This is a genomic window from Variovorax sp. V15 (assembly GCF_041154425.1).
GTDB classification, from domain to species: Bacteria; Pseudomonadota; Gammaproteobacteria; order Burkholderiales; family Burkholderiaceae_C; genus Variovorax; species Variovorax guangxiensis.
The window spans coordinates 5208594-5235020 of record NZ_AP028659.1 but is presented as its reverse complement, the minus strand read 5'-3'; the positions used below and the strand labels follow the sequence as shown (position 1 = coordinate 5235020).

Below are 26427 nucleotides of genomic sequence, written 5' to 3'. Positions count from 1 at the left end.
CTGCTGCGGCCCTTTCTGCGTGTGCTCGAAGCTGCGGATTACAGCTTCAGGCTCTTGAGGTACTCGCGGAAATCCGCGCCCACTTCGGGGTGTGCCAGCGCCAGTTCCACCGACGCCTGCAGGAAGCCTTCCTTGCTGCCGCAGTCGTAGCGGATGCCCTTGTACGAGTAGGCGTAGACCGACTCCTTCTTCATCAGCGCCGCGATGCCGTCGGTCAGCTGGATCTCGCCGCCCGCGCCCTTGGGCTGGTTGCGGATCTCGTCGAACACGCCCGGCGTGAGGATGTAGCGGCCGGCCACGCCCAGGCGCGAGGGCGCCTCTTCGGGCTTCGGCTTCTCGACCATGCGGCTGACCTTCACCAGGCCTTCCTCGATCGCGTCGCCGGCCACGATGCCGTAGCGCTTGACGTGTTCGAGCGGAACTTCTTGCACCGCCAGCAGCGAGCCGCCGAGGCGGCCGAAGGCTTCGGTCATCTGCGCCAGCACGGGCTGGCCGCCGTCGGGGCCGACCATCAGGTCGTCCGCCAGCAGCACGGCGAAGGGTTCGTTGCCGACCAGGTGCTCGGCGCACAGCACCGCGTGGCCCAGGCCCAGCATGCGCGGCTGGCGCACATACGAGCAGGTCATGTCGTCGGGCATGACCGAGCGCGCGATGTTGAGCAGCGCGGTCTTGCCGCTGGCCTCAAGCTGGCTCTCGAGTTCGTAGGCGGTGTCGTAGTGGTCTTCGATCGCGCGCTTGTTGCGGCCGGTCACGAAGATCATGTCGCGGATGCCGGCTGCGTACGCTTCCTCGACGGCGTACTGGATCAGCGGCTTGTCGACCACGGGCAGCATTTCCTTGGGTTGCGCCTTCGTGGCCGGCAGGAAGCGGGTGCCGAAGCCTGCAACGGGAAATACGGCCTTGCGGATGCGGGTCGCGGATGTGGACATGGGCGGTTCAGCGTCTTTCGTCAAAGAGGGGGATGGCAGGATGCGAAACGGCGCGCAGCCGCTCCAAGCATCCTAAACGCCTTCGAAACCCGGAGTCTGTCAGCCGAGGCGTACAAGCTGGTCGCGCAGGCGCTCCAGAGTGGCCGTGAAGTCAGTCAGACGTTTACGTTCCTGCTCGATCACGGCCGGCGGGGCCTTCGCGACGAACGCTTCGTTACCCAATTTCGAGTGCACCTTGGCGATCTCGCCTTCGACGCGCGCCACTTCCTTGCCGATGCGAAGCTTCTCCGCGGCCTTGTCGATTTCCATGTGCAGGCACAGGCGCGCCGCGCCAACCACGGCCACGGGCGCGGCCTCGGCTGCGGCCGACCACGAGGCCTCGTCGTCGAAGACCTTCACTTCCTTGAGCTTGGCGAGCGCCTGCAGCACCGGCGCCGATTCGCGCAGGAAGGCCGCGCCCTCGGCATCGTCGGCCACCGCGTACAGCGGCAGGCGCGTGGCGGGCGACACGTTCATCTCGCCGCGCAGCGTGCGGCACGCATCCACCAGCGCCTTCAACCGCGCCACATATGCTTCGGCCGCCTCGTCGATCTTCTCGGGCTGGCTCTTCGGATACGCGGCGATCATGATCGACTCGCCCTCACGTCCTGCAACCTTCGAAACCTTCTGCCACAGCTCTTCGGTGATGAAAGGAATCACTGGATGCGCCAGGCGCAGCAGCGTCTCGAGCACGCGGATGAGCGTGCGGCGCGTGGCGCGCTTCTGCGCGTCGTCGCCGGTCTGGATCTGCACCTTGGCGATCTCGAGGTACCAGTCGCAGAACTCGTCCCAGGCGAACTGGTAGATCGCGGTGGCCACGTTGTCGAGGCGATATTCCTCGAAGCCCTGGGCCACCTCGGCCTCCACGCGCTGCAGCTTGGACACGATCCAGTAGTCGGCGCGGCTGAACTTCAGGTAGCCGTGGGCCTTGCCGCCGACCTTGCAGTCTTCCTTGCTGTGCTCCAGCAGGCCGCAGTCCTGGCCCTCGCAGTTCATCAGCACGAAGCGCGTGGCGTTCCACAGCTTGTTGCAGAAGTTGCGATAGCCCTCGCAGCGCTTCGAGTCGAAGTTGATGCTTCGGCCCAGCGAGGCCAGCGAAGCGAAGGTGAAGCGCAGCGCGTCGGCGCCGAAGGCCGGAATGCCGTCCGGAAACTCTTTTTGCGTGTTCTTGCGAACGGCCGGCGCCGTCTCGGGCTTGCGCAGGCCCTGCGTGCGCTTGTCCAGGAGCGCGGGCAGCTCGATGCCGTCGATCAGGTCCACCGGGTCGAGCACGTTGCCTTCGGACTTGCTCATCTTCTTGCCCTGCGCGTCGCGCACCAGGCCGTGGATGTAGACGTGCTTGAACGGCACCTTGCCGATGAAGTGCTTGGTCATCATGATCATCCGGGCGACCCAGAAGAAGATGATGTCGTAGCCGGTCACCAGCACGGTGGAGGGCAGGTACAGGTCGAGGTCCTGCGTCTTCCCGGGCCAGCCCAGCGACGAGAAGGGCACCAGCGCCGACGAATACCAGGTGTCGAGCACGTCCTCGTCGCGCGTCAGCGTCTTGCCGGGCGCCTTGGCCTGCGCGGCGGCTTCGTCTTCCGCCACGTACACGTTGCCTTCCTCGTCGTACCAGGCGGGAATCTGGTGGCCCCACCAGAGCTGGCGCGAGATGGTCCAGTCCTGGATGTTCTCCATCCAGTGGTTGTAGGTGTTGACCCAGTTCTCGGGCACGAAGCGCACCTCGCCCGACTTGACCACGTCGATGGCCTTCTGCGCGATCGACTGGCCGTCCGCGCCGGGGCGCGTCATGGCCACGTACCACTGGTCGGTGAGCATCGGCTCGACGATGGCGCCCGAGCGCGCGCAGCGCGGCACCATCAGCTTGTGCTTCTTTACCTCGACCAGCAGGCCCAGCGCGTCGAGGTCGGCCACGATGGCCTTGCGCGCCACGAAGCGGTCGAGGCCGCGGTACTTCTCGGGGGCGTTGTCGTTGATGGTGGCGTCGAGCGTGAGCACGCCGATCATGTCCAGCTTGTGGCGCTGGCCGACGGCGTAGTCGTTGTAGTCGTGCGCGGGCGTGACCTTCACGACGCCGGTGCCGAACTCCTTGTCGACGTAGTCGTCGGCAATGATCGGGATCAGCCGGTCCACCAGCGGCAGCTTCACGCGCTGGCCGATGAGATGCTTGTAGCGCTCGTCCTCGGGGTGGACCATCACGGCCGTGTCGCCGAGCATGGTTTCGGGCCGGGTGGTCGCCACGGTCAGCGTGCCGCTGCCGTCTTCCAGCGGGTAGGCGATGTGCCAGAGCGAGCCGTCTTCCTCCTCGCTCTCGACCTCAAGGTCGCTCACCGAGGTCTTGAGCACCGGGTCCCAGTTGCCCAGGCGCTTGCCGCGGTAGATCAGGCCTTCTTCGTACAGCTTCACGAAGGTGTGGGTCACGACCTTGGAGAGGTCGTCGTCCATGGTGAAGTACTCGCGGCTCCAGTCCACCGTGTCGCCCATGCGGCGCATCTGCTGGGTGATGGTGTTGCCCGACTTCTCCTTCCACTCCCACACGCGCGCCACGAAGTTCTTGCGGCCCAAGTCGTGGCGGCTGACCTTCTGATCCTGCAGCTGGCGCTCCACCACGATCTGCGTCGCGATGCCGGCGTGGTCGGTGCCGGGCACCCACAGCGTGTTGTCGCCCTTCATGCGGTGATACCGCGCGAGGCTGTCCATGATCGTCTGGTTGAACGCATGGCCCATGTGCAGCGTGCCCGTCACGTTGGGCGGCGGCAGCTGGATCGCGAACGACTCGGCGCCTTCCTTGGGTTGCTGCGTGCCGCGGAAGCCGGCCTTAGCGTAGCCGCGCTTCTCCCATTCGGGGCCCCAGTGCGCCTCGATGGCGGCGGGCTCGAACGATTTGGAAAGGCTGTCCAGACCAGGCTGGGCGGGAGGGGTGATGGGTTCGCTCATGGGAAATGCAGGAACGGCCCTTCGGGGGCCGTCGGGGACACAGGGAGGTAGCCGGCGATTTTACCGGGGCCGCCCCTGTCATGGCCGCCACTGATAATTCCGGCATGCTGTTCCTGCTTTCCCCTGCGAAGTCGCTCGACTACGAAACCCCCGTCCCCTCCGAAATCCCTGCCACCCAGCCCCATTTCGAATCGCCCCGCGGCCCTTCGGTCGAACTCATCAAGCTGCTGCGCGAGAAGTCGCCCCAGCAGATCTCCGAGCTCATGAGCCTGTCGGACAAGCTCTCGGCCCTGAACGTGGCCCGCTACGAGGCCTGGTCCAGCAAGAGCAGCCCGAAGAACGCCCGCCAGGCCGCCTTCGCCTTCGACGGCGACGTCTACGGTGGCCTCGACGCCCGCACCCTCACCAAGGCCCAGCTGGCCTGGGCGCAGGACCACGTCTGCATCCTCAGCGGCCTCTACGGCCTGCTTCGCCCGCTCGACCTGCTGCAGCCCTATCGCCTCGAGATGGGCACCCAGCTGGCCAACCGCCACGGCAAGGATCTCTACGCCTTCTGGGGCTCGCGCATCGCCGAGCACCTGAACCAGCGCCTCGCGGCCGACAGCTCGCCGGTGGTGATCAACGTCGCATCGAACGAGTACTTCAAGTCGGTGGACCGGAAAGTGCTCAAGGCCCGTGTGGTCGAATGCGTGTTCGAGGAGTGGAAGGGCGATCGCTACAAGATCGTGAGCTTCTTCGCCAAGCGCGCCCGCGGCCTGATGGCGCGATGGGCCGCGCAGCACAAGGCGGCCACGCCCAAGGCACTGGAAAAGTTCGATCTCGAGGGTTATGGTTTCGACGCTGAAGTGTCCAAACCAGACAGATTGGTGTTCAGGAGAAGGTTGGACTGACCCCCAGTCTTCGCGCACTTCGTGTCGCTGCGCCAACCCCCTTGCAGGGGGCAACACCGGCGGCCCGGCAAAGCCGGTTCCGCGGTGTTCCTGGCATTGGGGGCGTGGCGGTTTTTTCATGCGTTGCGGGGGTGCCGCAACGTGCAGGAGTATTGAGATGTCCCAAGCGATCAGTCCGGAACTGCGCGAGTGGCTGGTAGCCCAGCTCGCAGCCGGGCATTCGGTGCCGGCGCTGCGCGCTTCCATGCGCGCGGCGGGCTGGCACGACGCCGCCGCCGACGTGGCGCTGGCCCAGCTCGAAGCCGGCTTCCCGAACGTGGAAGTCGCGCTGCCCTCCGTGCAGGCGAAGATGCCCGGGCCCGACCTCGACGGCGCGCCGCTGTACATCGATGCGGGCGACCGCCGCGTGCAGGTGCTGCAGACCATGCGGCACCCGCGCGTGGTGGTCTTCGGCAACCTGCTGTCGACGGAGGAGTGCGAAGGGCTGATCGCCGCCGCGCGCGTGCGGCTTGCGCGCTCGCTCACGGTCGAGACGCGTACCGGCGGCGAGGTGCTCAACGTCGACCGCACCAGCGACGGCATGTTCTTCGAACGCGGCGAGAACGAGATCGTCGCCCGCGTCGAGCAGCGCATCGCAGCGCTGCTGCGCTGGCCGCTCGAATTCGGCGAGGGCCTGCAGATACTGCGCTACGCGCCCGGCGCGCAGTACCGCCCGCACTACGACTACTTCGACCCCAACGAGCCCGGCACGCCCACCATCCTCAAGCGCGGCGGCCAGCGCGTCGCCACGCTGGTGATGTACCTGCAGGAGCCCGAGGGCGGCGGCGCCACCACCTTCCCCGACGTGGGCCTCGAAGTGGCCCCGGCGCGCGGCTGCGGCGTGTTCTTCAGCTACGACCGGCCCGACCCCGTCACCCGAACCCTGCACGGCGGCGCGCCGGTGCTGGCGGGCGAGAAGTGGGTCGCCACCAAGTGGCTTCGCGAGCGCGAATTCAAGTAGCAGGCAGCTCCCGGATGAAAGTCACCGCCAACGGGCTGCAGATCGAAGTCGACGACACCGGGGGCGAGGGCCGCCCCGTCATCCTGCTCATCATGGGCCTGGGCATGCAGCTCGTCGCGTGGCCGACGGCCTTCGTGCAGCAGCTGGTGGACGCGGGCTTTCGCGTGGTGCGCCACGACAACCGCGACATCGGCCTGAGCCAGGGCTTCGACCACGCGGGCGTGGGCAACATCGTGTGGGAGACGATCCGCCACCGCCTCGGCCTGAAGGTGCGCTCGGCCTACACGCTGCAGGACATGGCCCTCGATTCGCTCGGCGTGCTCGAGGCCCTGGGCATCGGCAAGGCCCACATCGTCGGCGCCTCCATGGGCGGCATGATCGCCCAGCGCATCGCGGCCTTCGCACCACAGCGCACCGCCAGCCTCGTGAGCATCATGAGCTCCAGCGGGGCGCGCGGCCTGCCCGGCCCGCGCCGCGAGGTCGCCGCCATGCTCATGCGCCGGCCGATGGGCCGCGACGAAGCCGCGCTGGTCGCGCACAGCATCCGGCTGCTGCGGCTCATCCAGAGCCCGGCCTATCCGCAGACCGACGAAGAGCTCTCCGAGCGGCTCGTCTTCAGCATGCGCCGCTCCTATCACCCGGCCGGCCTGATGCGGCAGATGCTCGCCATCGGCGCCGACGACGAGCGCCCCGCGCTGCTGCCGCGCATCCAGTCGCCCACGCTGGTGTTGCACGGCGAGGCCGACGCGCTCGTGCCCATCGCCTGCGGCGAAGACACGGCCCGGCGCATCCCGGGCTCGAAGTTCGTTTCCGTTCCCGGCATGGGCCACGACCTGCCGCCCGAGGTGTGCGACATCCTCGCCCGCCACATCGCACCGTTCGCGCACGCGGCCGATGCCCGAGACACAGCAAGACCATGAGCCACGATCCGCACACCCCACACAGCCCGAACACGCCCGAGCAGTCGCAGCTGGGCCGCGCCTCGGCCTACGCCGACCATTACGACCCCACGCTGCTCTTTCCCATCGCGCGCGCCACGCAGCGCGAGGCCATGGGCATCAAGACCGGTGCGCTGCCCTTCTTCGGCGCCGACCTCTGGAGCGCCTTCGAAGTGAGCTGGCTCAACCTGCGCGGCAAGCCGCAGCTGGCCATCGCGCACTTCACCATTCCCTGCGAGACGCCCAACATCATCGAGAGCAAGAGCTTCAAGCTCTACCTCAACAGCTTCAACAACAGCCAGTTCGCGAGCGTCGACGCGGTGCGCGAGCGCCTGCGCGCCGACCTGTCGGAGGCGGCATGGCGCGGCAGCGACCAGCAGGCCACCATTGGCGTGACGCTGCTCGCACCCGACATGTTCGACCGCGAGCCGGTGCACGAGCTCGACGGGCTCGACCTCGACCGCCTCGACATCGAGTGCAGCCACTACCAGCCCACGCCCGAGCTGCTGAGCAGCGACGCCACGCAGGCGCCCGTCAACGAAACGCTCACCAGCCGGCTGCTCAAGAGCAACTGCCTCGTCACCGGCCAGCCCGACTGGGGCAGCGTGCAGATCCGCTACAGCGGCCCGCCCATCGACCAGGCCGGCCTGCTCGCGTACATCGTCAGCTTCCGCAACCACAACGAGTTCCACGAACCCTGCGCCGAGCGCATGTTCACGGACATCTGGACCCGCTGCAAGCCGAACAAGCTCGCGGTGTACGCGCGCTACACGCGCCGCGGCGGGCTCGACATCAACCCCTTCCGCACGAGCTGGCCGCAGGCGCTGCCGTCGAACATCCGCACGGCAAGGCAGTAAGGGCATAGCGAGCCACCCCCCAATGTTGTATCCCGGGCAGGAGATCGTGAAGGAAGGCGTCTTTCTTTACGACGGCGAGGTTGAGTGTGATATCCGGATCATTCGTTCGTCCGTTCGCTTCGGAACGGGAGACCATGAAGACGAGCCGGATGTCAGGGACGACGTCGAGCAGATCGTTTTCTATGTGCTGTACGGTTCGACGACCGAGCGTGGAGTGTTTAGTTCAGGCAGCGGAGCTTATGAGTCTCTGCAAGAGGCCATGACGCAGCTCGCTGTGACAGCTATCGGGCCTACCTTGCGTTGGACGACGTAGGCCGCCAGGCGATTCGACGCGTGGTCTCCTGAAGCCCCTCTTCGGAAACCCCAAACCCGCTGTCGCCCTCCGTGTGGCATTCTGGATTTCGCCCGCGATCCGCGGGCGAACGAACATCCACAGCAGAGGCAAGCATGGTTGAAGGAAAAGTGGTCGTCGTCACCGGCGCGGGCGGCGGCATCGGGCGCGACATCGCGCTGGCGATGGCGGCGCATGGTGCGAAGGTGGTGGTCAACGACATCGGCGCGGCGCTCGACGGAGCAGGGGGCAGCGCCGGCCCCGCGCAGCAGGTGGTCGACGAGATCCGCGCGGCCGGCGGGCAGGCCGTGCCCAGCACCGACAGCGTGGCCGACGCCGCGAGCGCGGCGCGCATCGTGCAGTGCGCCATCGACAGCTTCGGGCGCATCGACGCGGTGGTGAACAACGCCGGCATCCTGCGCGACCGCTTCTTCCACAAGATGTCGGTCGACGAGTGGGACTCGGTGCTCAAGGTGCACCTGTACGGCGCGTACTACGTGAGCCGCGCGGCCGCCACGCACTTCAAGGAGCAGGAGTCGGGCGCGCTGGTGCACATGACTTCCACCTCGGGCCTCATCGGCAACTTCGGGCAGGCCAACTACGCGGCGGCGAAGCTGGGCATCGTGGCGCTGTCGAAGTCGATCGCGCTGGACATGCAGAAATTCAACGTGCGCTCCAACTGCATCGCGCCCTTCGCCTGGAGCCGCATGATCGGCGCGATTCCCACCGACACCGACGAGCAGCGCGCCCGCGTCGACAAGATCAGGCAGATGACGCCCGCCAAGGTCGCGCCGCTGGCGGTCTACCTCGCGAGCGATGCCGCGGCTGCGGTCAACGGCCAGATCTTCTCGGTGCGCAACAACGAGATCTCGCTCATCAGCCAGCCGCGTCCGGTGCGCTCCATCCACCGTTCCGAGGGCTGGACGCCGCAGAGCATCGCCGAGCACGCCATGCCCGCGATGCGCGCCAGCTTCTTCGATCTCGACCGCTCGGCGGACGTTTTCAGCTGGGACCCGGTCTGAGGACAAACCCGCACAGGGCGGCGAGCGGCATCATTCGCCGGACAATGCGCGTTTCGCCTTCTCCTTGATACCGGCGCCCGGTGAACCTGCACTTCGACCTGTTCGACCTGAAACTGTTCGTCTACGTGGCGGACGCGCACAGCCTCACGCGCGGCGCGGAGAAGGCCTGCATCTCGCTGGCCGCCGCCTCCACGCGCATCAAGCAGATGGAAGAGGCCGTGGGCGGCAAGCTGCTGCACCGCAGCGCGCAGGGCGTGAGCCTCACGGCGGCGGGGCAGGCCGTGCTCTATCACGCCAAGCGCGTGATGCAGCAGATGGAGCACCTGCGCTGCGACATGCAGGACTTCGGCAAGGGCATCAAGGGCCACGTGCGGGTGTTCGCCAACACCACCTCCATCACCGAATACCTGCCCCAGAAGCTGGCGGGCTTCCTCACGCAGCATCCGGCCGTGCAGGTCGACCTGCGCGAATACCTCAGCGAGGAGATCGTGCGCGCGGTGGCTGACGGCGAGGCCGACATCGGCATCCTCGCGGGCGACGTGCACACGGGCGACTTCGATGCGCAGCCCTTCGGCAGCAACCAGCTCGTGCTGGTGGTGCCGACCAAGCACCGCCTCGCGGGCGTGCCATCGGTGGCCTTTGCCGACACGCTCGACGAGCAGCACGTGGGCCTGCACCACGGCAGCGCCATCCATCGCTTCCTGCAGCGCAGGGCCGAGCTCGCGGGGCGCGGCTTCAACCCGCGCATCCAGGTCAGCAGCTTCGAGGCCATCTGCCTGATGATCGAGGCGGGCGTGGGCGTCGGAGTGCTGCCGGCGTCGTCGGCGCAGCGGCTTTCGATGGCGATGCGCATCTCGACCGTGGCGCTCAGCGACGCCTGGGCCGAGCGCGAGCTGAAGCTGATCGCGCGCAGCCGCGAGCAGCTGCCGGCCTCCGCGCGCGAGCTCTTCGACCACCTCGTTGCGTCATGACGCTCACCCCCAGGCTTCGCGCACTTCGTGTCGCTTCGCCAACCCCCTTGCAGGGGGCAACACCTGCGGCCCGGCAAAGCCGGTTCCGCGGTGTTCCTGACCTCGGCCGTGGCGAGCGAGCGCATCGTGGGCGATACATCGGCTCCTCGAAAAACCTGAACGACGGGGGCGCATGTCGGCCGACCTGAAGTCGCTGCGCCTGTTCGTCGCCGTTGCTGACCACGGCAGCATCAGCGAAGGCGCCAAGCGCTGCCACATCGCGCTGGCGGCGGCCAGCAAGCGCATCTCCGACCTCGAGGCCCGCGCGCGGCTGCCGCTGCTGGTGCGCCATGCGCGCGGCGTCACGCTCACCTCGGCGGGCCACGGGCTGCTGCTGCATGCGCGCGCCGTGCTCTCGGCCATGGACCGGCTGGGCGCCGAGCTCGACGACTTCCAGAACGGCGTGGCCGGCGTGGTCAGCATCACGGCCAATGCGTCGACCATCGCGCAGTTCCTGCCGGCGCAGATCGGCTCCTTCCTGCGGCTGCACCCGGTGCTGAAGATCGACCTGCAGGAGCGGGCCAGCACCGAGGTGGTGAAGGCGGTGCAGGCGGGCCTCGCCGACATCGGCGTGATCGAGGGCAACACGCCCGCCGAGGGCCTCGAATGCCTGCCCTACCGCACCGACGAGCTGGCCGTGGTGGTGGCGCGCGACCATCCGCTCGCGCGGCGCAGGCGCATCGGCGTCGACGAGGTGCTGAGCCACGACCACATCGTGGTGCGCGAAGGCACGGCGCTGCACCGGGTGCTGCTGTCGGCGGCGCTGGAGGCCGGCGTGCCGCTGAAGGTGCGCATGCAGGTGGGCAGCTTCGACATGGTCTGCCGCATGGTGGAGCAGGGCGCGGGCATCGGCGTGCTGCCCTATGCGGCCATCCTGCCGCAGCTGCAGATACTGAAGCTGCGCTGCCTGAAGCTCGACGCGCCCTGGGCCAACAGGCGCCACCTGCTGTGCGTGCGCAGGCAGCAGGAGCTGACGGTGGCCGCGCGCTCGGTGCTGGAGCATCTCGGCCTGCCCGACTGAGGCACCGCATCCGTCGAGGCTTCGCGCCGCGCGAAGCCTCGCTCCCGCCAAAAACGAATTGTTCTCCGGCGGCGCGCGCGCAAAGATGCGCGCTCCAACAAAGGAGACAAGACTTGAAGATCGTTCGCGTCAGCGCCACGCCGCTGAACATTCCCGTCACCATCGACGTGGTCGGCCTGAACAAGCAGACCTCGCTGTCGCTGTGCCTCACCGAGATCGAGACCGACACGGGCCTCGTCGGCCACGGCATGACGGCCATCACCGAGGAAGAAATCATCGCCGCCGCCGTGCGCGAGGTGGCGGGCCCCGCGCTGATCGGTGAAGACCCGATGGCCACCGAGCGCCTGTGGGAAAAGCTCTACTGGCTGCTCTCGCCGCGCGGCCAGACCGGCTACGCCAGCCACACGATTGCCGCGCTCGACATCGCGCTGTGGGACATCAAGGCCCGCGCGCTCGGCCAGCCGCTGTGGCGCCTGCTGGGCGGCGCGCGTGCGAAGGTGCCGGTGTACGCCACCTTCGGCTTCGGCTTCTTCGAGCGCGACCAGCTCGCCGCCGCCGCGAAGCTGTGGGTCTCGCAGGGCTTCCAGCGGCTGAAGATGACCGTGGGCAACCACGCGCTCGCGCGCCGCGACGAGCCGCGCCCGCTCGATGAAGTCATCGCGGAAGACGTGCGCCGCGTCGCCGCCGTGCGCGAGGCCGTGGGCCCCGACGTCAAGCTCTACGTCGACGCCAACTGCGGCCTCGACCTGTTCCACGCCACCGAACTGGCGCACCGCATCGAGCCCTACGGCATCAGCTTCTTCGAGGAGCCGCTCACGCAGAACGATGTGCGCCAGATGGCCCAGCTGCGCTCGCGCACCCGCATCCCGCTGGCGTGCGGCCAGAACGAGGGCCTGGCCTTCCGCTTCCGCGACCTGCTGGTGAACCAGGCGGCCGACGTGCTGCAGCCCAACGTGACCATCTCGGGCGGCTACTCGCAGGTGCTGAAGATCGCGGGCATGGCGCAGGCCTTCAACGTGCCCATCGACAACGGCGGTGCCTGGCCCTTCCACAACATGCACCTGCACGCGGGCGTGTCGAACGGCGGCCTCGTCGAGTACCACTACGTGGCGGTGCAGATGCTCAAGCAGATCTTCGATGGCCTGCCCGTGCCCGACCAGGGCTGGCTCACACTGCCCGAGACGCCGGGCCTGGGCTTCGCGCCCAACGCCGAGCGCGTGCGCGAGCTGGCGAAGCTGCCGACCTCGCACGGCAAGGGCAAGGCCTGAGCCACACTTTCTTCCCAAACGACCGGGCCGCGACAGACGGCCGGCGTCCGACCAAAGACAACGGAGACATGATGAAAGCCAGACAAGCGATTCGACCACCCGCGCGCCGCCATGCATTGCGCGCGATGGCCGCCCTCGGACTCATCGGTGCCCTCGTGGCGCCCGCCGCCTGGGCCCAGGCCCAGAAGTACCCCGACAAGCCCATCCGCCTCATCGTCGGCTATTCGGCCGGCGGTGGTGTCGACGCGGTGGCGCGCCTGCTCGGCACGCGGCTGTCGAACGTGCTGGGCCAGCAGGTGCTGGTGGAGAACCGCACCGGCGCCACCGGCCTCATCGCCGCCGACTTCGTCGCCAAGGCGCCGCCCGACGGCTACACGCTGATGATGGGCGACAGCGCCTTGCTCGCCGCCAAGCTGCTGCAGCCGAAGATCGCGCTGGACCCGCTCACCAGCTTCAAGCCGGTGGCCGGGGCCTTCATTTCGCCGCTGATGATCGTGGCCGGCAACGACTTTCCCGCGAAGACGCCGGCCGAGCTGGTGAAGGAGCTCAAGGCCAACGCCTCGCGCTACTCGTACGCCACCTCGGGCGTGGGCACGGTGCAGCACCTGGGCTTCGAGATGCTCAAGCAGGCCACCGGCAGCCCCGTGGTGCACGTGCCGTACCGCGGCGCCGCGCAGATCGTGCCCGACGTGATCGGTGGCCAGATTCCGATCGGCGTGGTGAGCGCCACCGCCGGCATGGCGCAGGCCAAGGCGGGCAAGCTGCGCGCGCTGGCGATGATGAACACCGCAAAGCTCGAGGGCGCCGAGAGCGTGCCGCCGCTGGCCGATGCCCTGCCGGGCTTCGACGTGGCGCCGCGCATCTTCGTGCTGGCGCCGGCCGGTACGCCCAACGACATCGTCGACAAGCTCTCGGCCGCGGTGAAGTCGGTGCTCGACACGCCCGAGGCCGGCGCCGCGGCCGCCGCGCAGGGCACGCTGCGCGCGTACGCCACGCCGGCCCAGCTCGGCAAGGACATGGCGGCGGAGACCTCGCGGTGGAAGAAGATCATCGCCGAGCAGCACATCGTGGCCGAGGGGAGCTGAGCATGGCGCAGCCTCATCTGGGCCTGATCGTGCCGCCGGCGGCAGGCGCCGTGCCGGTGGACGGGCCGCTGCTCTACGGCGAGCGCATCCGCTTCAGCGCGCGCGGGCTGGGCCTGGGAGAAATCTCCACGCGCGGCTATCTGGACGTCATCGACTCCGTGGTCGCGAAGGCCGTTGCGCTCAAGGAAGAGGGCGTTTCCGCGATCTCGCTCATGGGCACTTCGCTGAGCTTCTTCCGCGGCGCGGCCTTCAACCGCCAGCTCGAGATCGAGATGGCGCGCGCCACCGGCCTGCCCTGTACGACCATGAGCAATGCCATCGTCAACGGGCTGCGTCACCTGAAGGTGCGGCGCGTTGCGGTGGCCACGGCCTACATCGACGAGGTCAACGCGCAGCTGCGCGGCTATCTGCAGCAAAGCGACTTCGAGCCGCTGGCGCTCGAGGGCCTTTCCATCTCCGACGTGCAGGCCGTGGGCAAGGTGCCCACCAGGGCGCTGGTGGACCTGTGCGTGAAGGTGTTCGAGGCGCAGCCGGGCGCCGACGGCATCCTGATCTCCTGCGGCGGGCTGGTCACGCTCGACGCGGTGCGCGAGGTGGAGGAGCGCCTTCAGGTGCCCGTGGTGTCCAGCTCGCCCGCCGGCTTCTGGGACCTGGCGCGCACCGCGGGGCTCGATGCGCGCTCGCCAGGCTGCGGCCGGCTCTTCGCCTGGACTGCACCGGCCTGAAGGCCTTCAGGCCAGCCAGCGCCCCACGCGCGGCGTGTCGGCCAGCTGCCAGACGCGCTGGCACAGCGCCCTGGCTTCCTCGGCCGTGGCGCCTTCGCCGTAGTGCGCGAGGCGCTGCATCTTGTCCTCGATCTCGGCGCGGCTCAGGCTGTTGCCGGGGTCGCCCTTGGGCTCGTCGACGCGGCCCTGCAGCGTGCGTCCGTCGGCGGTCCGCACGCTGACCTTGCCGATCCAGCGTGCGGGGTAGGCGGTGTCCACCTCCTCGTCGAGCTGCATCGTTACCTTCTCGCGGAAGGCCGAGACCTCGGGCGCGAGGAAGTCGCGGTCGAACTCGCCCAGGCCCGCTCGGCCGTGCACCGCGATCAGACCCAGCACCGTGCCCATCGAGAACTTGCCCTGGTGCACCGTGGCGGGCACGTCCACGCGGCCCAGCACGTCGATGGCGCCCTGGTGCACGTGCGTGGTCACGCCCGACACGTCGGCGGGCTTCAGCTTGTTCTGTGTCATCACCTGCAGTAGCGCGTCGGCGGCCGGGTGGGTGTGGCGGCAGGAGGCGTGGTACTTGAAGGAGGTCTCGGCCAGCGTCCAGCGCGTGCCCAGGCCGTCGGTGAGCCTCGCCGGGTCGGCGTCGCTGGACATGCCCACGCCCAGCCCCTGCGCGCCTTCGAGGATCTTCGCGGCGCCGGTGAAACCGTCCTGCGCGAGGTAGGCCGACATCAGGCCGCTGGCGGCGGCGTGCGCGCAGTGCAGCTGCTTCGAGTCGGCCGCGTCGCGCAAAAATTCCCACACACCGGCCGACTGAGTGCCGGCCGAGCCGAAGGCGTGCAGCATCTGCTGCGGCGTGAGTTCCAGCAGCCGGCCCACGGCTGCTGCGGCCGCGAGCGTGCCCGCCGTCGCGGTCGTGTGGAAGGTCTTGTAGTGCGAGCGGCCGAGGAATTCGCCGACCCGGATTCCGACTTCATAGCCCGCGACCACCGCAGTGAGCAGCTGCGCGCCGCTCGCGCCGATGCTCTGCGCCACGGCCAGCGCGGGCGCGATGACGACTGCGGCCGGGTGGAAGACGGAGCCGTTGTGCACGTCGTCCTGCTCCACGAAATGCGAGGCCGCCGCGTTGACCAGCGCCGCGAAAACCGGCGAAGTCGTGCGGCGCGAGGTCAGCAGCTCGCTGGGCCCCTCGGCGGGGCCCATCATCTGCGCGAAGCGCTCGATGTTGCGCACCGGCCGCGCCGTGCGCGCGGCGAGCACCGAGCCCAGCCAGTCGAGCATCAGGTCCTCGGTGCGGCGCAGCACGGGGGCGGGGATGGCGTCGAACTTCAGTTCGGCGGCGAAGGTGGCGAGCACCTTGCTCGGATGGTCCACAGGGTTCATGGCAATCGCGTCCTTCATTCGTTCAGAACGAGCGTGGAAGGCCGAGCATGTGCTCCGCCACGTAGCTCAGGATCAGGTTCGTCGAGATCGGCGCCACCTGGTAGAGCCGTGTCTCCCTGAACTTGCGCTCGATGTCGTATTCGCAGGCGAAGCCGAAGCCGCCATGGAACTGCAGGCATGCGTTGGCGGCCTCCCAGCTCGCCTTGGCCGCGAGGTACTTCGCCATGTTGGCCTGCGCGCCGCAAGGCTGGTGTGCGTCGAAGAGGCGGCAGGCTTCGTAGCGCATGAGGTTCGCGGCCTCCACCTCGATGAACGATTCGGCGATGGGAAACTGCACGCCCTGGTTCTGGCCGATGGGCCGGCCGAACACCACGCGCTCCTTCGTGTACTTCGTGACCCGGTCGATGAACCAGTAGCCGTCGCCGATGCACTCGGCCGCGATCAGCGTGCGCTCTGCGTTCAGTCCGTCGAGGATGTACTTGAAGCCCTGGCCTTCCTCGCCGATCAGGTTCTCGGCCGGGATCTCCAGGTTCTCGAAGAACAGCTCGTTGGTCTCGTGGTTGACCATGTTCAGGATGGGCCGCACCTCCAGCCCCTTGCCGATGGCCTCGCGCAGGTCAACGATGAAGATCGACATGCCCTCCGACTTCTTCTTCACATCCGCCAGCGGCGTGGTGCGCGCCAGCAGGATCATCAGGTCGGAGTGCTGGATGCGGGAGATCCATACCTTCTGCCCGTTGACGACGTAGCGGTCGCCCTTCTTCACGGCGGTGGTCTTGATCTTCGTCGTGTCGGTGCCGGTGGTGGGCTCGGTTACGCCCATGGACTGCAGGCGCAGTTCGCCGTTGGCGATCTTCGGCAGGTAGGCGCGCTTCTGCGCCTCGCTGCCGTGGCGCAGCAGCGTGCCCATGTTGTACATCTGGCCGTGGCAGGCGCCGGAGTTGCCGCCGCAGCGGTTGATTTCTTCCATGATCACCGAGGCCTCGGTCAGGCCCAGGCCCGAGCCGCCGTACTCCTGCGGAATCAGCGCGGCCATCCAGCCGGCCCTGGTGAGCGCGTCGACGAATTCGGCGGGGTAGCCGCGCTCCTCGTCGACCTTGCGGAAGTAGGCGTCGGGAAACTGCGCGCACAGGTCGCGCACCGCATCGCGGATGTCGGGAAAGTTCTTGTCGTTGGCGTTGTTCATCTGTCTTCGCTCAATCCTGGCGGGGGCCGCCCGCCTCTTTTTCCACGCGCTGCCAGATCTCGATGGCCATCGGGTCGTCGATCTCCTCCAGGATGTGGCCCACCAGCCCGATAGCGCGCGCCATCACGCCGAACCCGCGGATGATCTTCCAGGGAAAGCCAAACTCGGCCGCGATGGCGCCGATGGCACCGGTCGCGTTGATCGGCAGCGACTTGCCCGAGACGCGCTCGGCTTCCTCCTGCACGGCCTGCATCAGCGCGACGTAGTGCGTGGAAAGCCCGTTCTCCGCCGCGATCTGGAAGAGCCGCGGCGTGCGCGGGTCGACGGGCTTGTGCAGCGGGTGGCCCAGCCCCGGCACGATCAGCTTGCGCGCGCGGTGGTCGGCCACGATGTCCTTCGCCATGTGGGCCAGCGGGCGGGTCGGCTTCTCGCCAAAGGGGATGGCCTCGTAGAGCATCTTCGCGGCGCCCTCGGTGCTGCCGACGAACACCGTGCCCAGCCCGCACAGGCCCGCCGCCACGGCCGCCTGCAGCGCCTCGGGCGCGCCTGCGTAGGTGAGGCGCGCGGCCAGCGCGCTGGGCGTGACGCCGTGCTCCACCAGCGTGACGACGATGGCGTTGAAGGTCACCGACTCCTGCGGCGTGGGAATGCGCCCGGTCAATTCGAGGAAGGCCATGTCGCCCAGGTTGAGGTGGCCGAGGATCTCCGAGGGCAGGTCGCGTCCGCGCACGGTGATCCTGTCGGGTGTGCTGTGGCCCAGTTCCGTGTGCAGGGATTTCTTGATCTTGGTGGTCATGGAGCGAATCTAGCCCGCGTACGCGCGAGGCGGCTCTCTGATTGCGAAACCCTCCCTTCGGCAAATGCAAATGCCGCCTGGCGAAGTCTTGGGGCACGCTGCGGCGATGGACCTTGAATCACTTTCGGCGGTGCGCGAATCGGCGCTCGACTACTTCAACCGCAGCCGCGCCCTCCAGCGGCGGCGCGGGCGCATCGAGCACCCGGACGGCGACGAGGCCGAGGGCTGGCAGGACGTTGCCGCGCTCGGGTGGCCCGGCATGCTGGCGCCCGAATCGGCCGGGGGCCTCGCGCTGGGGCTCGACGGCGCGGCCGAGATTTTCCGCGCGGCGGGCGAGCATGCCGCGCCCGAGCCATTGCTGGCCGTGGCCGGCCTCGGCGCGCTGCTTCTGGCCCGGCTGGGCACGCCTGCCGCGGATGCGCTGCTCGCCGAGCTGGTCGCGGGCCGCAGCCTGCCCGCGCTGGCCTGGCAGGAGAGCGCGGGCGACCTCAGCGCCGTGCCGCTGGCCTGCGGCTGCGAAGCCCGGCCCGGCCCCGAAGGCGGCGTGCTGCTGCAGGGCGAGAAGCTCATGGTGCTGCCCGGCGCGGCCGCCAGCGGCTGGCTGGTGTCCGCGCGTGGCGAGGACGACGCCGTGCTGCTGTGGGTGCCGCGCGGAACCGCCGGCGTCAGCGAAACACCCGTGCCGCTGATCGACGGCAGCCAGGCCTCGAACCTGCGCTTCGAGCAGGTCGCGCTGCCGGCCGGTGCGGTGCTGGCCGAGGGGCCGGCCGCGCAGGAGGCGCTGCGCCATGCGCTTGCGGCGGGCCAGATATTGCAGTCGGCCGAGCTGCTGGGCGCGGGGCAGGCCATGCTCGCGCAGACTCTGGCCTACCTGCGCGCGCGCTCGCAGTTCGGCAAGCCCATCGGCAGCTTCCAGGCGCTGCAGCATCGCTGCGTCGACATGTTCATCCACCTCGAAGTGGCGAAGGCCACGCTGGACGAGGTGCTCGGGCTGGCCGCGCAGGGCCTGCCGGCGCAGCGGCTGGAGGCCGAGGCCAGCCGTGCCAACGCGCGCTGCATCGCCGCCGCGCTGCAGGCTTCGCGCGCCTCGGTGCAGCTGCATGGCGCCATCGGCTACACGCAGGAGTGCGACCTGAGCCTGTTCTACAAGCGCGTGCTGTGCCTCTCGGCATGGCTGGGCAACGCGAGCGCGCATCAGCGCCGGCATGCCGTGCTGTCGGGCGATGCAGAGGTCGCGCCGGGCGTGGCCGAGTGGAGCGGCGAGTTCCCGCGCACCGCCGACTGGTCTTCGATGCCCGAGACCGACTTCCGCCGCATGGTGCGCGCCTTCCTGCAGCAGCGCTATCCGCAGCAGCTGCGCTACCTCTCGCACCGCGCACGCTGGAGCGAGATGCGCGAGTGGTATCTCACGCTCTCGGCCCAGGGATGGATCGCGCCCGCATGGCCTCGGTCGCACGGCGGCATGGGCCTGCCTGCGGACAAGCTCATCGCGTGGATCGAGGAACTGGAGCAGTACGGCGTCGCGCGCGCGCCCGACCAGGGCATCGTGATGATCGGGCCTCTGCTGATCCAGCACGGCACGCCTGAACAGCAGCAGCGCTTCCTGCCGCGCATCCTCAGCGGCGAGCATGTGTGGTGCCAGGGCTATTCGGAGCCCAACGCCGGCTCCGACCTCGCGGGACTGCGCACCGAGGCCATGCCGGCGCGCGACGCGCAGGGCGAGCATTTCGTGGTCAACGGCCAGAAGATCTGGACCACGCTCGCGCAGGACGCCAACCACATCTTCATGCTGGTGCGCACCGACAAGGACGCGCGCAAGCAGGAAGGCATCAGCTTCCTGCTGTGCGACCTGCGTACGCCGGGCATCACCATCCGTCCGATCCACACGCTGGCGGGCGAGCCGGAGTTCTGCGAGGTGTTCTTCGACAACGTGCGCGTGCCGGCCGAAAACCTCGTGGGCAAGCTGCATGGCGGATGGACGATCGCGAAGGCGCTGCTGGGTTTCGAGCGCATCTTTCTCGGCAGCCCCAAGCAGTCGCAGTACGCGCTGGGGCAGCTTGCGCGGCTGGCGCAGGCGCGGCGGCTGTTCGCCGACCCGGTGTTCGCGCAGCGCTTTGCGGCATTGCGGCTCGACGTGCTCGATCTCTCGGCCGCCTACACAGGCTTCGCGAACATCGTGCGTGCGGGCAGGCCGCTGCCGGCTTCGGTGTCGCTGCTGAAGATCTGGGCGAGCGAGACCTACCACCGCATCGGTGCCTTGCTGGTCGAGGCCGCGGAGGAGCAAGGCGCCGTGGCCGGCGACCAGGTGCTCGACGGCCAGACCTTCAACGTGCTCTCGCCGCTCATCGGCTCCACCGCCGCAATGATCTACGGCGGCACCAACGAGATACAGCGCAACATCCTCGCGCGGCAGGTGCTCGACCTGCCCGCCTGAGCGACGCGGCGCCGAAGAAATACACAAAAGGAGACAACGCTCATGACTTCCATCGACCTCTCGCGCCGCCACATCGTGTCAGCGCTGGCGGGCAGCGCGGCGCTGGCCGCATTGCCTTCGCGCGTGTTCGCGCAGCAGCCATTGCCATCGCTCGTCAAGCTGGTGGTCGGCTATTCGGCCGGCGGCCCGGTGGACGGCGCGGCACGCCTGCTGGCGCCCGCGCTGAGCCAAGAGCTGGGCACGCAGGTGATCGTGGACAACCGCCCCGGCGCCAGCGGCTCGCTGGGCGGCGACGCGGTGGCCAAGGCCGCGCCCGATGGCGCCACGCTCTTCTTCGGCGCGAGTCCGACCATCACCATTAACCCCAACGTGCAGCGCCACATGGCCTTCGACCCGATGAAGGACCTCGCGCCCATCGCACCGCTGGTGGACTACACCAACGTGCTGGTCATCAACAACGATGTGCCGGTGCGCAGCGTGGCCGAGCTGCTGGCCTATGCGAAGGCGCGGCCGGGCAAGGTGTTCTACGGTTCGGCGGGCGTGGGCGCCTCCAATCACCTGAGCGGCGCGCTGCTGGAGAAGATGGCCGGCGTACAGCTCACGCACGTGCCCTACAAGGGCAGCGCACCGGCACTCGCCGATGTGATGGCAGGCACCGTGACCATGATGTTCGACATCATCGCGACCTCCAAGCCCTTCATCCAGTCGGGCAAGGTGCGCGCGCTGGCCGTCACCTCGCGCCAGCGCAACCGCATGCTGCCGGAGGTGCCGACGATGGTCGAGTCGGGCGTGGCCGGCTACGACGTGGGCGGCTGGTTCGGCTTGTACGGGCCGGCGCGCATGGAGCCGGCGCTGGTCGTGCGCATGAACGCCGCCGCGCGCAGGATGCTGGCGCGCGAGGACATCGCGAACCGTCTGCGCGAGCAGGGCTACGACGTCTGGTCGGGCGCGCCCGAGGTGCTGGCGACCAAGGGCAAGGCCGACCGGCAGCTGTGGGCGACGGCGTCCAAGGGCATCGAGGCCGAGTGAGCATGCAGAGAATCCACCATCTGCTCGAAGAGCGCGCGGCGCGCACGCCCGACGCAGTGTTTCTCCATGAGCCCGGCGGCACGACGACCTATGCGCAGCTGCAGTCCATGGCCGACGCCGCCACGCAGGAGCTGCTGGACGCCGGCGTGCGGTCGACCGACCGCGTGCTGCTGGTGGCGGAGAACTGCGCCGCGCACATCGCGCTCATCATGGCCTGCAGCCGCGTGGGCGCGTGGTCGTGCGGCGTGAATGCGCGCATGTCGCCGGGCGAGATCGCGGCCATCGCCGAGCGTGCCGATGCGCGGCTGTGCTGCTACACGACCGTCGCATCCGAAGCCGCCGCAAGGCACGCGCACGGCGCCGGTGCGAGGCAGACTTCGCTGGAGGGCGTGATGCGCTCGGCCACCCGCGAAGACGCGCGCACCGAACCCGACCCGGCGCTGGCCGACACGGCCGCCATCATCTTCACCTCCGGCACCTCGGGCACGCCCAAGGGCGTGATGGTGTCGCACCGCGGCCTGCTGCACTTCGGGCGCGTGTCGGCGCGGATTCGCGCGCTGGACGGGCGCGACCGCGTCTACGCCTTCCTGCCGATGACGCACATCTTCGGCATCGGCACGGTGCTGATGGCCGCGCTCACCGGGGGCGCGTCGCTGGTGCTGCGCGGCAGCTTCTCGCCGGCCGACGTGCTGCAGGCGCTGGCGCAGGAGCAGGTGTCGAACCTGCTCGGCCCGCCGACGATGTATGCGCGGCTGCTCGCGCACATCGAGGCCGAGCATGCGGTGCCGCGCTTTCCACACCTGCGCTATGTCTACACAGGCTCGGCGCCGCTCGATCCTGCGCTCAAGCAGCGCGTGGAGCGGCTCTTCGGGCAGCCGCTGCACTACGGCTACGGGCTGTCGGAGTACGCGGGCTCGGTGTTTCTCACGCGCACCGAGGCTCCGCGCAGCGATACCTCCGCCGGGCATGCGGTGGAAGGCGGCGAGGCGCGCATCGTCGGCCCCGAAGGCAACGACGTGGCCCAGGGCGACACCGGCGAGATCTGGCTGCGCGGCCCGGGCCTGATGCTCGGCTACTTCCGCGACGCGGCCGCCACCGCGCAGGTGATGCGCCCCGGCGGCTGGTACGCCACCGGCGACCTGGGGCGCTTCGGCGAGGACGGCGCGCTCTTCGTGGTCGGGCGGCTGAAGGAAATGATCATCCGATCGGGCTTCAACGTGTACCCGGCGGAGATCGAGGCGGTCATCGGCCGCTTCGAGGGCGTGCACCTGTGCGCGGTGATCGGCGTGCCCGAGGCCGACGGCAACGAGCAGGTGGTCGCCTTCATCGAGCCGAAGCCGGGCGCGGCGCTCGACGAGGCGGCGCTGCGCGCGCACCTGGCCGAAAACCTCTCGCCCTACAAGCGGCCGGCGCGCATCGAGCTGATCGACGCGATGCCGACCACGGCCAACGGCAAGCTGCTCAAGCGAGAGCTGCGGGCGCGCTGCGTGCCGGCCGCCGGCTGACCCGCTCAGCCGAAGATCGCCGCGTGCCCCTTGCGCGTGTCCATGTACTCGCGCATGCGGGCGATGCGGCCTTCGCGCAGCTCGAAGACGAAGCAGTAGTCGTTGTCGTAGGGCTTGCCGCCGGCCAGCGTGGCCTGCATGCGCTCCTCGAGGATCACGGTGTCGCCATCGCACCAGAGGTGCGAGAAGCTCACGGCCACGTCGGCGACGAAGAGCCTCGGAAAGTCCTCGGCCAGGAAGCGCGCGATGGCGGCGGGTCCGATCATGTGGTCGGGCACGCCGAGCGCCACCGCGGTCGCGTTGCCCCGGGGCGCGAGCCATTCGGCGTCTTCGGTGAAGACGGCCTCGATGCGCTGCCGGTCGCGGCTCGCGAAGGCTTTCCATGCGTCGGCGACAGCTTGCTTGTTCTGTTCGGGTGTCATTTCGTGCGCAGCGGCAGTTGGTGTGGCCCGAAGCTAAGGGCAGGCACGGGCGGCGGCGCGCCGCTTCCGGACATCTCCAACCGGGCCGCCTCGGATTTTTCCTGCAAGCGGGTGCGCCGCCGTCCGCCAGAAGGAGCCGCGCGGGCGTCTCAAGGTGAAGCCTTCTGCAAAGCAAACACAGGAAACACACCATGGCCGATGACCTGACCAAGCGCGGACCGCAGGATGCCGCCCGCATCAACGTGAACGAGGCGCACGAGGTGCGCTACTGGACCCAGACGCTGGGCGTGACCGAGGCACAGCTGCGCTCGGCCATCGCGGCGGCGGGCGTCGAGGTGAAGGACGTGCGCGCCTACCTCGGCAAGCCCTGAGCCCGAGCCCTGAACTCCGCGAAAAGGCGCGGCTGCAGCCAATGGCCGCCCTGTGAGGGGCGCAATCACGGTAGGCACCCTCCTACACCTGTGGGCGGGCGTGTACTTCATACTTGTTACCAGATCGTTTCTGGAGGCAAGCTGCTCTTGATCCTGCCGATGTTGAACCCGAATCCCGTGGCGGCTGCGCGATGAAATCCTCACCAAGTGCGCGCAGCTGGATTGCCGCCGGCGTGCGCCACGAACTTCTCACCCGCGCACTGCCGGCCCTGCGGCACGACATGGCAGCCCCGGTCTCGGTGATCCGCATGGCGCTGCTGATGCTCAAGCGGCAGATCGGCGCCCCCACCGTCGACGCCGCGGCCTGCGAGGAGCGGGTGGGGCTGATCGACAACCAGGTCTCCGAACTGGTGGAGGCGATCCGCTCGCTGCGCGACTGGGAGCTGGCCACCGTCGACGACGGCATCACCCGCAGCGCGCTGGTGTCCCAGTGCGTGACGCTGATGCGCTCGGCCTTCGACCTGCACGGCGTGGCGCTCGAAACCGACGAGTCGCTGACCCCTTCGGACGACGAGCACCGCTGGCCCGCCGCGGCGGCCCTGCGCTACCTGTTCCTTGGCGCGATGGGCTACCTGCATGACGGCGCGGACGAGGCGGGCACCATCCGCATCGAGGCCGATGGCGCCAATGCGCTGCGGCTCACGGCGCTGCCGCGCGAGCCGGGTGCCACAGAGGCCGTGCTCGACGCGCACCGCGCGCCGCGCGCGCTGGCCATCGATGCCGTGGCGCTGCAGAACCTCGCGGAAGACCTGGGCTATGCGGTGGCGCTCGATGCCGCCAGCGTGCGCCTGGTGCTCGCCACGCGGACCTGAGTTTTCCCGCTCTTTCTTCCGGCGGCTGCGGCGGTGCGCCGTTGCTCGCGCCGGTGCGCCTTCAGGAACGACAACAGCCGGCGCTCCGCCACGTAGAGCCCGCGCGAGGGCCTCGCCTTGTTGCTACCGCCGATCTTCTCGAACAGCGCGGCGGTGGCCTCGTCGCCGTCCGACAGGGCACTGCCCAGGGCCAGCACCGCCGGGTGCACGTAGGCCTTCTTGCACACGGCGGGCGTGTTGCCCAGCTGCTTGGCCACGGCGCCCAGGATGTCCCTGGCGCTGTAGCGGCTGCCGTCGGCGGCGGTACGGCCGGGCTCGCAGGCCAGTCGGGTGAGTTCCAGTGCCTGCACCGTGCCGTGCCAGGTGCGGAAGTCCTTCGCGGTGAAGCGCTCGCCGCCGGCGGCCTCGGCCAGGTAGTCGTTCACGTCGGTGGAGGAGACGCCGCGCAGTTCTCCTTCTTCGCCGTTGCCTTCGTCGCCGGCGTCGACGTACTGGAAGAGCGCCTGCCCAGGCAGTTGCTGGCATTGCCGCACCACCTTCGCCACGCGCGGATCGTCCAGCTGGGCCTCATGCATCATGCCGCTCTTGCCGCGAAAGCGCAGCCTGAGAGCCTGCCCCTTCACCGCCGCGTGCCGGGTGCGCAGCGTGGTGAGTCCGAAGGAGCCGTTGCTGCTCGCGTATTCCTCGTTGCCCACGCGCAGCAGCGTGGTGTCGAGCAGGCGCACCAGCGCCGCGAGCACCTGCGCGCGGCCGGGCGCCTTGCGGCCCGGGGGCAGCCGCAGGTCGCGCGCCACGCGGGCGCGGATGCCCGGCAGCGCGAGCGCGAAGGCTTCGAGCCGTTCGAACTTGGTCTCGTCCTGCATCGAACGCCAGTCGGCGTGGTAGCGGTACTGTTTGCGTCCCCGCGCGTCGATGCCGGTGGCCTGCAGGTGGCCGTTGGGCAGGGGGCAGATCCACACCTGGGTGTAGGCCGGCGGAATGGCCAGCATCCGGATGCGCGAGAGTTCGTCCGTATCGCGCACCCACCTGCCGCGGGCGTCGCGGTAGCGGAAGCGGTCGCCGTGCTTCAGGCGGCGGATGCCGGGCATGTCGGGGTTCACGTAGACCAGGCCGTTGGCGATGGGCGTCGGCTTCGACGCAGGCTTGGGATTCGATGGCGAAGAAGAGGATGAGGCCGGCATGGGGCTTGCGTGGTGGCGGTACACCGAGCTTTTGCCAGCACCGACAATCGCCGGGTGTAGGACGCCGCAGGCGCCGGCGGTGCGCCGGGCGCTTGCGGCTCCAGTCCTTCCGTCTTGTCCGCAGTTTTCCTCTCTCACCGGGGTTCAGAATGAGTTCGTCCAAGTCTTCTCTTTTCGCCGCCCGCTGGCTGGCCGTGCCCGCCGCGGCGCTGCTCTTCACGGCCTGTGCTTCCACGCCCAGCACTTCCACCACGACCGCCGCGGCGCAGGCTCCGGCCGCGCCAGTGAAGGTCAAGGTCTTCGTCGCCGCCATGTTCGAGATCGGCAAGAACACCGGCGACCGCGCCGGCGAGTTCCAGCACTGGTACGAGCGCTACTGGAAGGACGCCAAACCCATCGCCGTGCCCGGCGCGCTGCAGCCCGTGTACTGCAACGCCGACGGCGTGTGCGGCTCGGTGCTGGGCATGGGCAAGGTGAATTCGTCTTCGTCGATGCAGGCCATCCTGCTGAACCCGCAGTTCGACTTCTCGCAGAGCTACTACGTCATCTCCGGCGTGGCCGGCACGCCGCCCTCGCGCGGCACCATCGGCGAGGTGAGCTGGGCCACCTGGCTGGTCGACTACGACCTCGGCCACCGCTGGGCACCCGAGGAGAACAAGCCCGGCGAGCCCACCTTCATGCCGCGCAAGGGCTATGAGGAATACCGCCGCTTCAGGCTCAACCCCGACCTCGTGGGCTGGGCCATGAAGCTCTCGGCCGACACGCCCCTGAAGGACTCCGAATCGGCCCGCAAGTACCGCCTGCGCTACCCCGACGCGGCCGCGCGCCGCGCCCCCTTCGTCGGCACCGGCACCCACATGACCGGCGACACCTTCTTCCACGGCCCCGGCATGTCGAAGCAGGCGCAGTACATCGCCAAGCTCTACGGCGCCGACGACTACGTCATCACCGAGATGGAAGCCGCAGCCATCACCCTCGTCATCAAGCGCACCCACGGCACCGACCGCGTGATGAGCCTGCGCGGCGCCGTCAACTTCGACCAGGGCAACCCGAAGGAAACCACGCTGCAGCACCTCGACCCGGCTCCGGGCGAGACGGCAGGCGGCTTCGCCGAGACGGTGGAGAACATCGAGCTGGTGGGCTCGCGCGTGGTCGACCACATCGTCGCAAACTGGACGAAGTGGTCGGGCGGGGTGCCGAAGCCCTGA

The 26427-nt window shown here is 68.9% G+C and carries 24 protein-coding genes; 17 read left to right on the top strand and 7 right to left on the bottom strand.

The features are described from left to right. Positions 1–38 precede the first annotated feature (38 nt). Both galU and ACAM57_RS24995 read right to left on the bottom strand, forming a co-directional pair. Positions 39–929: a UTP--glucose-1-phosphate uridylyltransferase GalU gene (gene galU / locus ACAM57_RS25000; RefSeq protein WP_369659350.1), complete on the bottom strand. Its 891-nt coding sequence runs from the start codon at positions 927–929 to the stop codon at positions 39–41. A gap of 99 nt (positions 930–1028) precedes the next feature. Next, complete coding sequence (locus tag ACAM57_RS24995) at positions 1029–3908, bottom strand: valine--tRNA ligase (RefSeq protein ID WP_369659349.1); 2880 nt, start codon at positions 3906–3908, stop codon at positions 1029–1031. 104 nt (positions 3909–4012) lie between these two features. Here ACAM57_RS24995 and yaaA point away from each other — a divergent pair, with 104 nt between their 5' ends. The 11 genes from yaaA (at position 4013) to ACAM57_RS24940 (ending at position 14055) form a co-directional block, all read left to right on the top strand. Continuing rightward, complete coding sequence (gene yaaA, locus ACAM57_RS24990; protein WP_369659348.1) at positions 4013–4798, top strand: peroxide stress protein YaaA; 786 nt, start codon at positions 4013–4015, stop codon at positions 4796–4798. Between the two features lie 157 nt (positions 4799–4955). Then, the gene (locus ACAM57_RS24985; protein WP_184635326.1) at positions 4956–5798 is read left to right on the top strand and encodes a 2OG-Fe(II) oxygenase; all 843 of its coding nucleotides are present in this window, start codon (positions 4956–4958) and stop codon (positions 5796–5798) included. A 14-nt stretch (positions 5799–5812) separates the two neighbouring features. Beyond that, positions 5813–6718, top strand: a complete 906-nt coding sequence (locus ACAM57_RS24980; protein WP_369659347.1) for an alpha/beta fold hydrolase — start codon at positions 5813–5815, stop codon at positions 6716–6718. Beyond that, on the top strand, positions 6715–7593 hold the full coding sequence (gene queF, locus ACAM57_RS24975) for an NADPH-dependent 7-cyano-7-deazaguanine reductase QueF (RefSeq protein ID WP_369659346.1): 879 nt from the start codon (positions 6715–6717) through the stop codon (positions 7591–7593). The genes ACAM57_RS24980 and queF overlap by 4 nt, the downstream gene beginning before the upstream one ends. 46 nt (positions 7594–7639) lie before the next feature. Then, entirely contained in the window at positions 7640–7906 is a 267-nt protein-coding gene (locus tag ACAM57_RS24970) for a hypothetical protein (RefSeq protein WP_369659345.1), read from the top strand. A 134-nt stretch (positions 7907–8040) separates the two neighbouring features. Then, complete coding sequence (locus tag ACAM57_RS24965) at positions 8041–8946, top strand: SDR family NAD(P)-dependent oxidoreductase (RefSeq protein ID WP_369659344.1); 906 nt, start codon at positions 8041–8043, stop codon at positions 8944–8946. An 80-nt stretch (positions 8947–9026) separates the two neighbouring features. Continuing rightward, the gene (locus ACAM57_RS24960; RefSeq protein WP_184635335.1) at positions 9027–9917 is read left to right on the top strand and encodes a LysR substrate-binding domain-containing protein; all 891 of its coding nucleotides are present in this window, start codon (positions 9027–9029) and stop codon (positions 9915–9917) included. A 172-nt stretch (positions 9918–10089) separates the two neighbouring features. Further along, positions 10090–10977 carry a LysR family transcriptional regulator gene (locus ACAM57_RS24955; protein ID WP_126023208.1) on the top strand — a complete coding sequence of 296 codons (888 nt, stop codon included), beginning with the start codon at positions 10090–10092 and terminating at the stop codon, positions 10975–10977. Positions 10978–11090: 113 nt separating this feature from the next. Then, the gene (locus ACAM57_RS24950; RefSeq protein ID WP_369659343.1) at positions 11091–12245 is read left to right on the top strand and encodes a mandelate racemase/muconate lactonizing enzyme family protein; all 1155 of its coding nucleotides are present in this window, start codon (positions 11091–11093) and stop codon (positions 12243–12245) included. 71 nt (positions 12246–12316) lie between these two features. After that, positions 12317–13330 (top strand): Bug family tripartite tricarboxylate transporter substrate binding protein, encoded by a 1014-nt coding sequence (locus ACAM57_RS24945; protein ID WP_369659342.1) that lies wholly within the window; start codon positions 12317–12319, stop codon positions 13328–13330. 2 nt (positions 13331–13332) lie between these two features. Then, positions 13333–14055 (top strand): arylmalonate decarboxylase, encoded by a 723-nt coding sequence (locus tag ACAM57_RS24940; protein WP_369659341.1) that lies wholly within the window; start codon positions 13333–13335, stop codon positions 14053–14055. A 6-nt stretch (positions 14056–14061) separates the two neighbouring features. Here ACAM57_RS24940 and ACAM57_RS24935 read toward each other — a convergent pair whose 3' ends face one another. From ACAM57_RS24935 to ACAM57_RS24925, 3 genes are read right to left on the bottom strand one after another with little or no spacing between them, the layout of a single operon-like run. Continuing rightward, the gene (locus ACAM57_RS24935; protein ID WP_369659340.1) at positions 14062–15423 is read right to left on the bottom strand and encodes an MmgE/PrpD family protein; all 1362 of its coding nucleotides are present in this window, start codon (positions 15421–15423) and stop codon (positions 14062–14064) included. Positions 15424–15445: 22 nt separating this feature from the next. Beyond that, on the bottom strand, positions 15446–16609 hold the full coding sequence (locus ACAM57_RS24930) for an acyl-CoA dehydrogenase family protein (protein ID WP_369659339.1): 1164 nt from the start codon (positions 16607–16609) through the stop codon (positions 15446–15448). Positions 16610–16619: 10 nt separating this feature from the next. Then, positions 16620–17405 (bottom strand): citryl-CoA lyase, encoded by a 786-nt coding sequence (locus ACAM57_RS24925; protein WP_369659338.1) that lies wholly within the window; start codon positions 17403–17405, stop codon positions 16620–16622. Between the two features lie 106 nt (positions 17406–17511). On the opposite strand from ACAM57_RS24925, the gene ACAM57_RS24920 reads away from it, so the two are divergent. From ACAM57_RS24920 to ACAM57_RS24910, 3 genes are read left to right on the top strand one after another with little or no spacing between them, the layout of a single operon-like run. Further along, positions 17512–19839, top strand: a complete 2328-nt coding sequence (locus tag ACAM57_RS24920; RefSeq protein ID WP_369659337.1) for an acyl-CoA dehydrogenase — start codon at positions 17512–17514, stop codon at positions 19837–19839. Positions 19840–19881: 42 nt separating this feature from the next. After that, a complete protein-coding gene (locus tag ACAM57_RS24915) occupies positions 19882–20868 on the top strand; it encodes a Bug family tripartite tricarboxylate transporter substrate binding protein (protein ID WP_369659336.1) in 987 nt (328 codons plus the stop codon). A 2-nt stretch (positions 20869–20870) separates the two neighbouring features. Continuing rightward, positions 20871–22373, top strand: coding sequence for a class I adenylate-forming enzyme family protein (locus ACAM57_RS24910; protein WP_369659335.1), 1503 nt, complete (start codon positions 20871–20873; stop codon positions 22371–22373). Positions 22374–22378: 5 nt separating this feature from the next. On the opposite strand, the gene ACAM57_RS24905 is transcribed toward ACAM57_RS24910, so the two are convergent. Continuing rightward, entirely contained in the window at positions 22379–22795 is a 417-nt protein-coding gene (locus ACAM57_RS24905; RefSeq protein ID WP_126023218.1) for a nuclear transport factor 2 family protein, read from the bottom strand. Positions 22796–22986: 191 nt separating this feature from the next. On the opposite strand from ACAM57_RS24905, the gene ACAM57_RS24900 reads away from it, so the two are divergent. Together ACAM57_RS24900 and ACAM57_RS24895 are read left to right on the top strand one after the other, a co-directional pair. Then, on the top strand, positions 22987–23166 hold the full coding sequence (locus tag ACAM57_RS24900; protein WP_126023219.1) for a DUF3606 domain-containing protein: 180 nt from the start codon (positions 22987–22989) through the stop codon (positions 23164–23166). Between the two features lie 191 nt (positions 23167–23357). Then, complete coding sequence (locus tag ACAM57_RS24895; protein ID WP_126023220.1) at positions 23358–24038, top strand: hypothetical protein; 681 nt, start codon at positions 23358–23360, stop codon at positions 24036–24038. Here ACAM57_RS24895 and ACAM57_RS24890 read toward each other — a convergent pair. Next, entirely contained in the window at positions 23981–25219 is a 1239-nt protein-coding gene (locus ACAM57_RS24890; protein WP_369659334.1) for a DNA topoisomerase IB, read from the bottom strand. The genes ACAM57_RS24895 and ACAM57_RS24890 overlap by 58 nt on opposite strands. Positions 25220–25368: 149 nt before the next feature. Here ACAM57_RS24890 and ACAM57_RS24885 point away from each other — a divergent pair, with 149 nt between their 5' ends. Further along, positions 25369–26427, top strand: coding sequence for a purine nucleoside permease (locus ACAM57_RS24885; RefSeq protein ID WP_369659333.1), 1059 nt, complete (start codon positions 25369–25371; stop codon positions 26425–26427).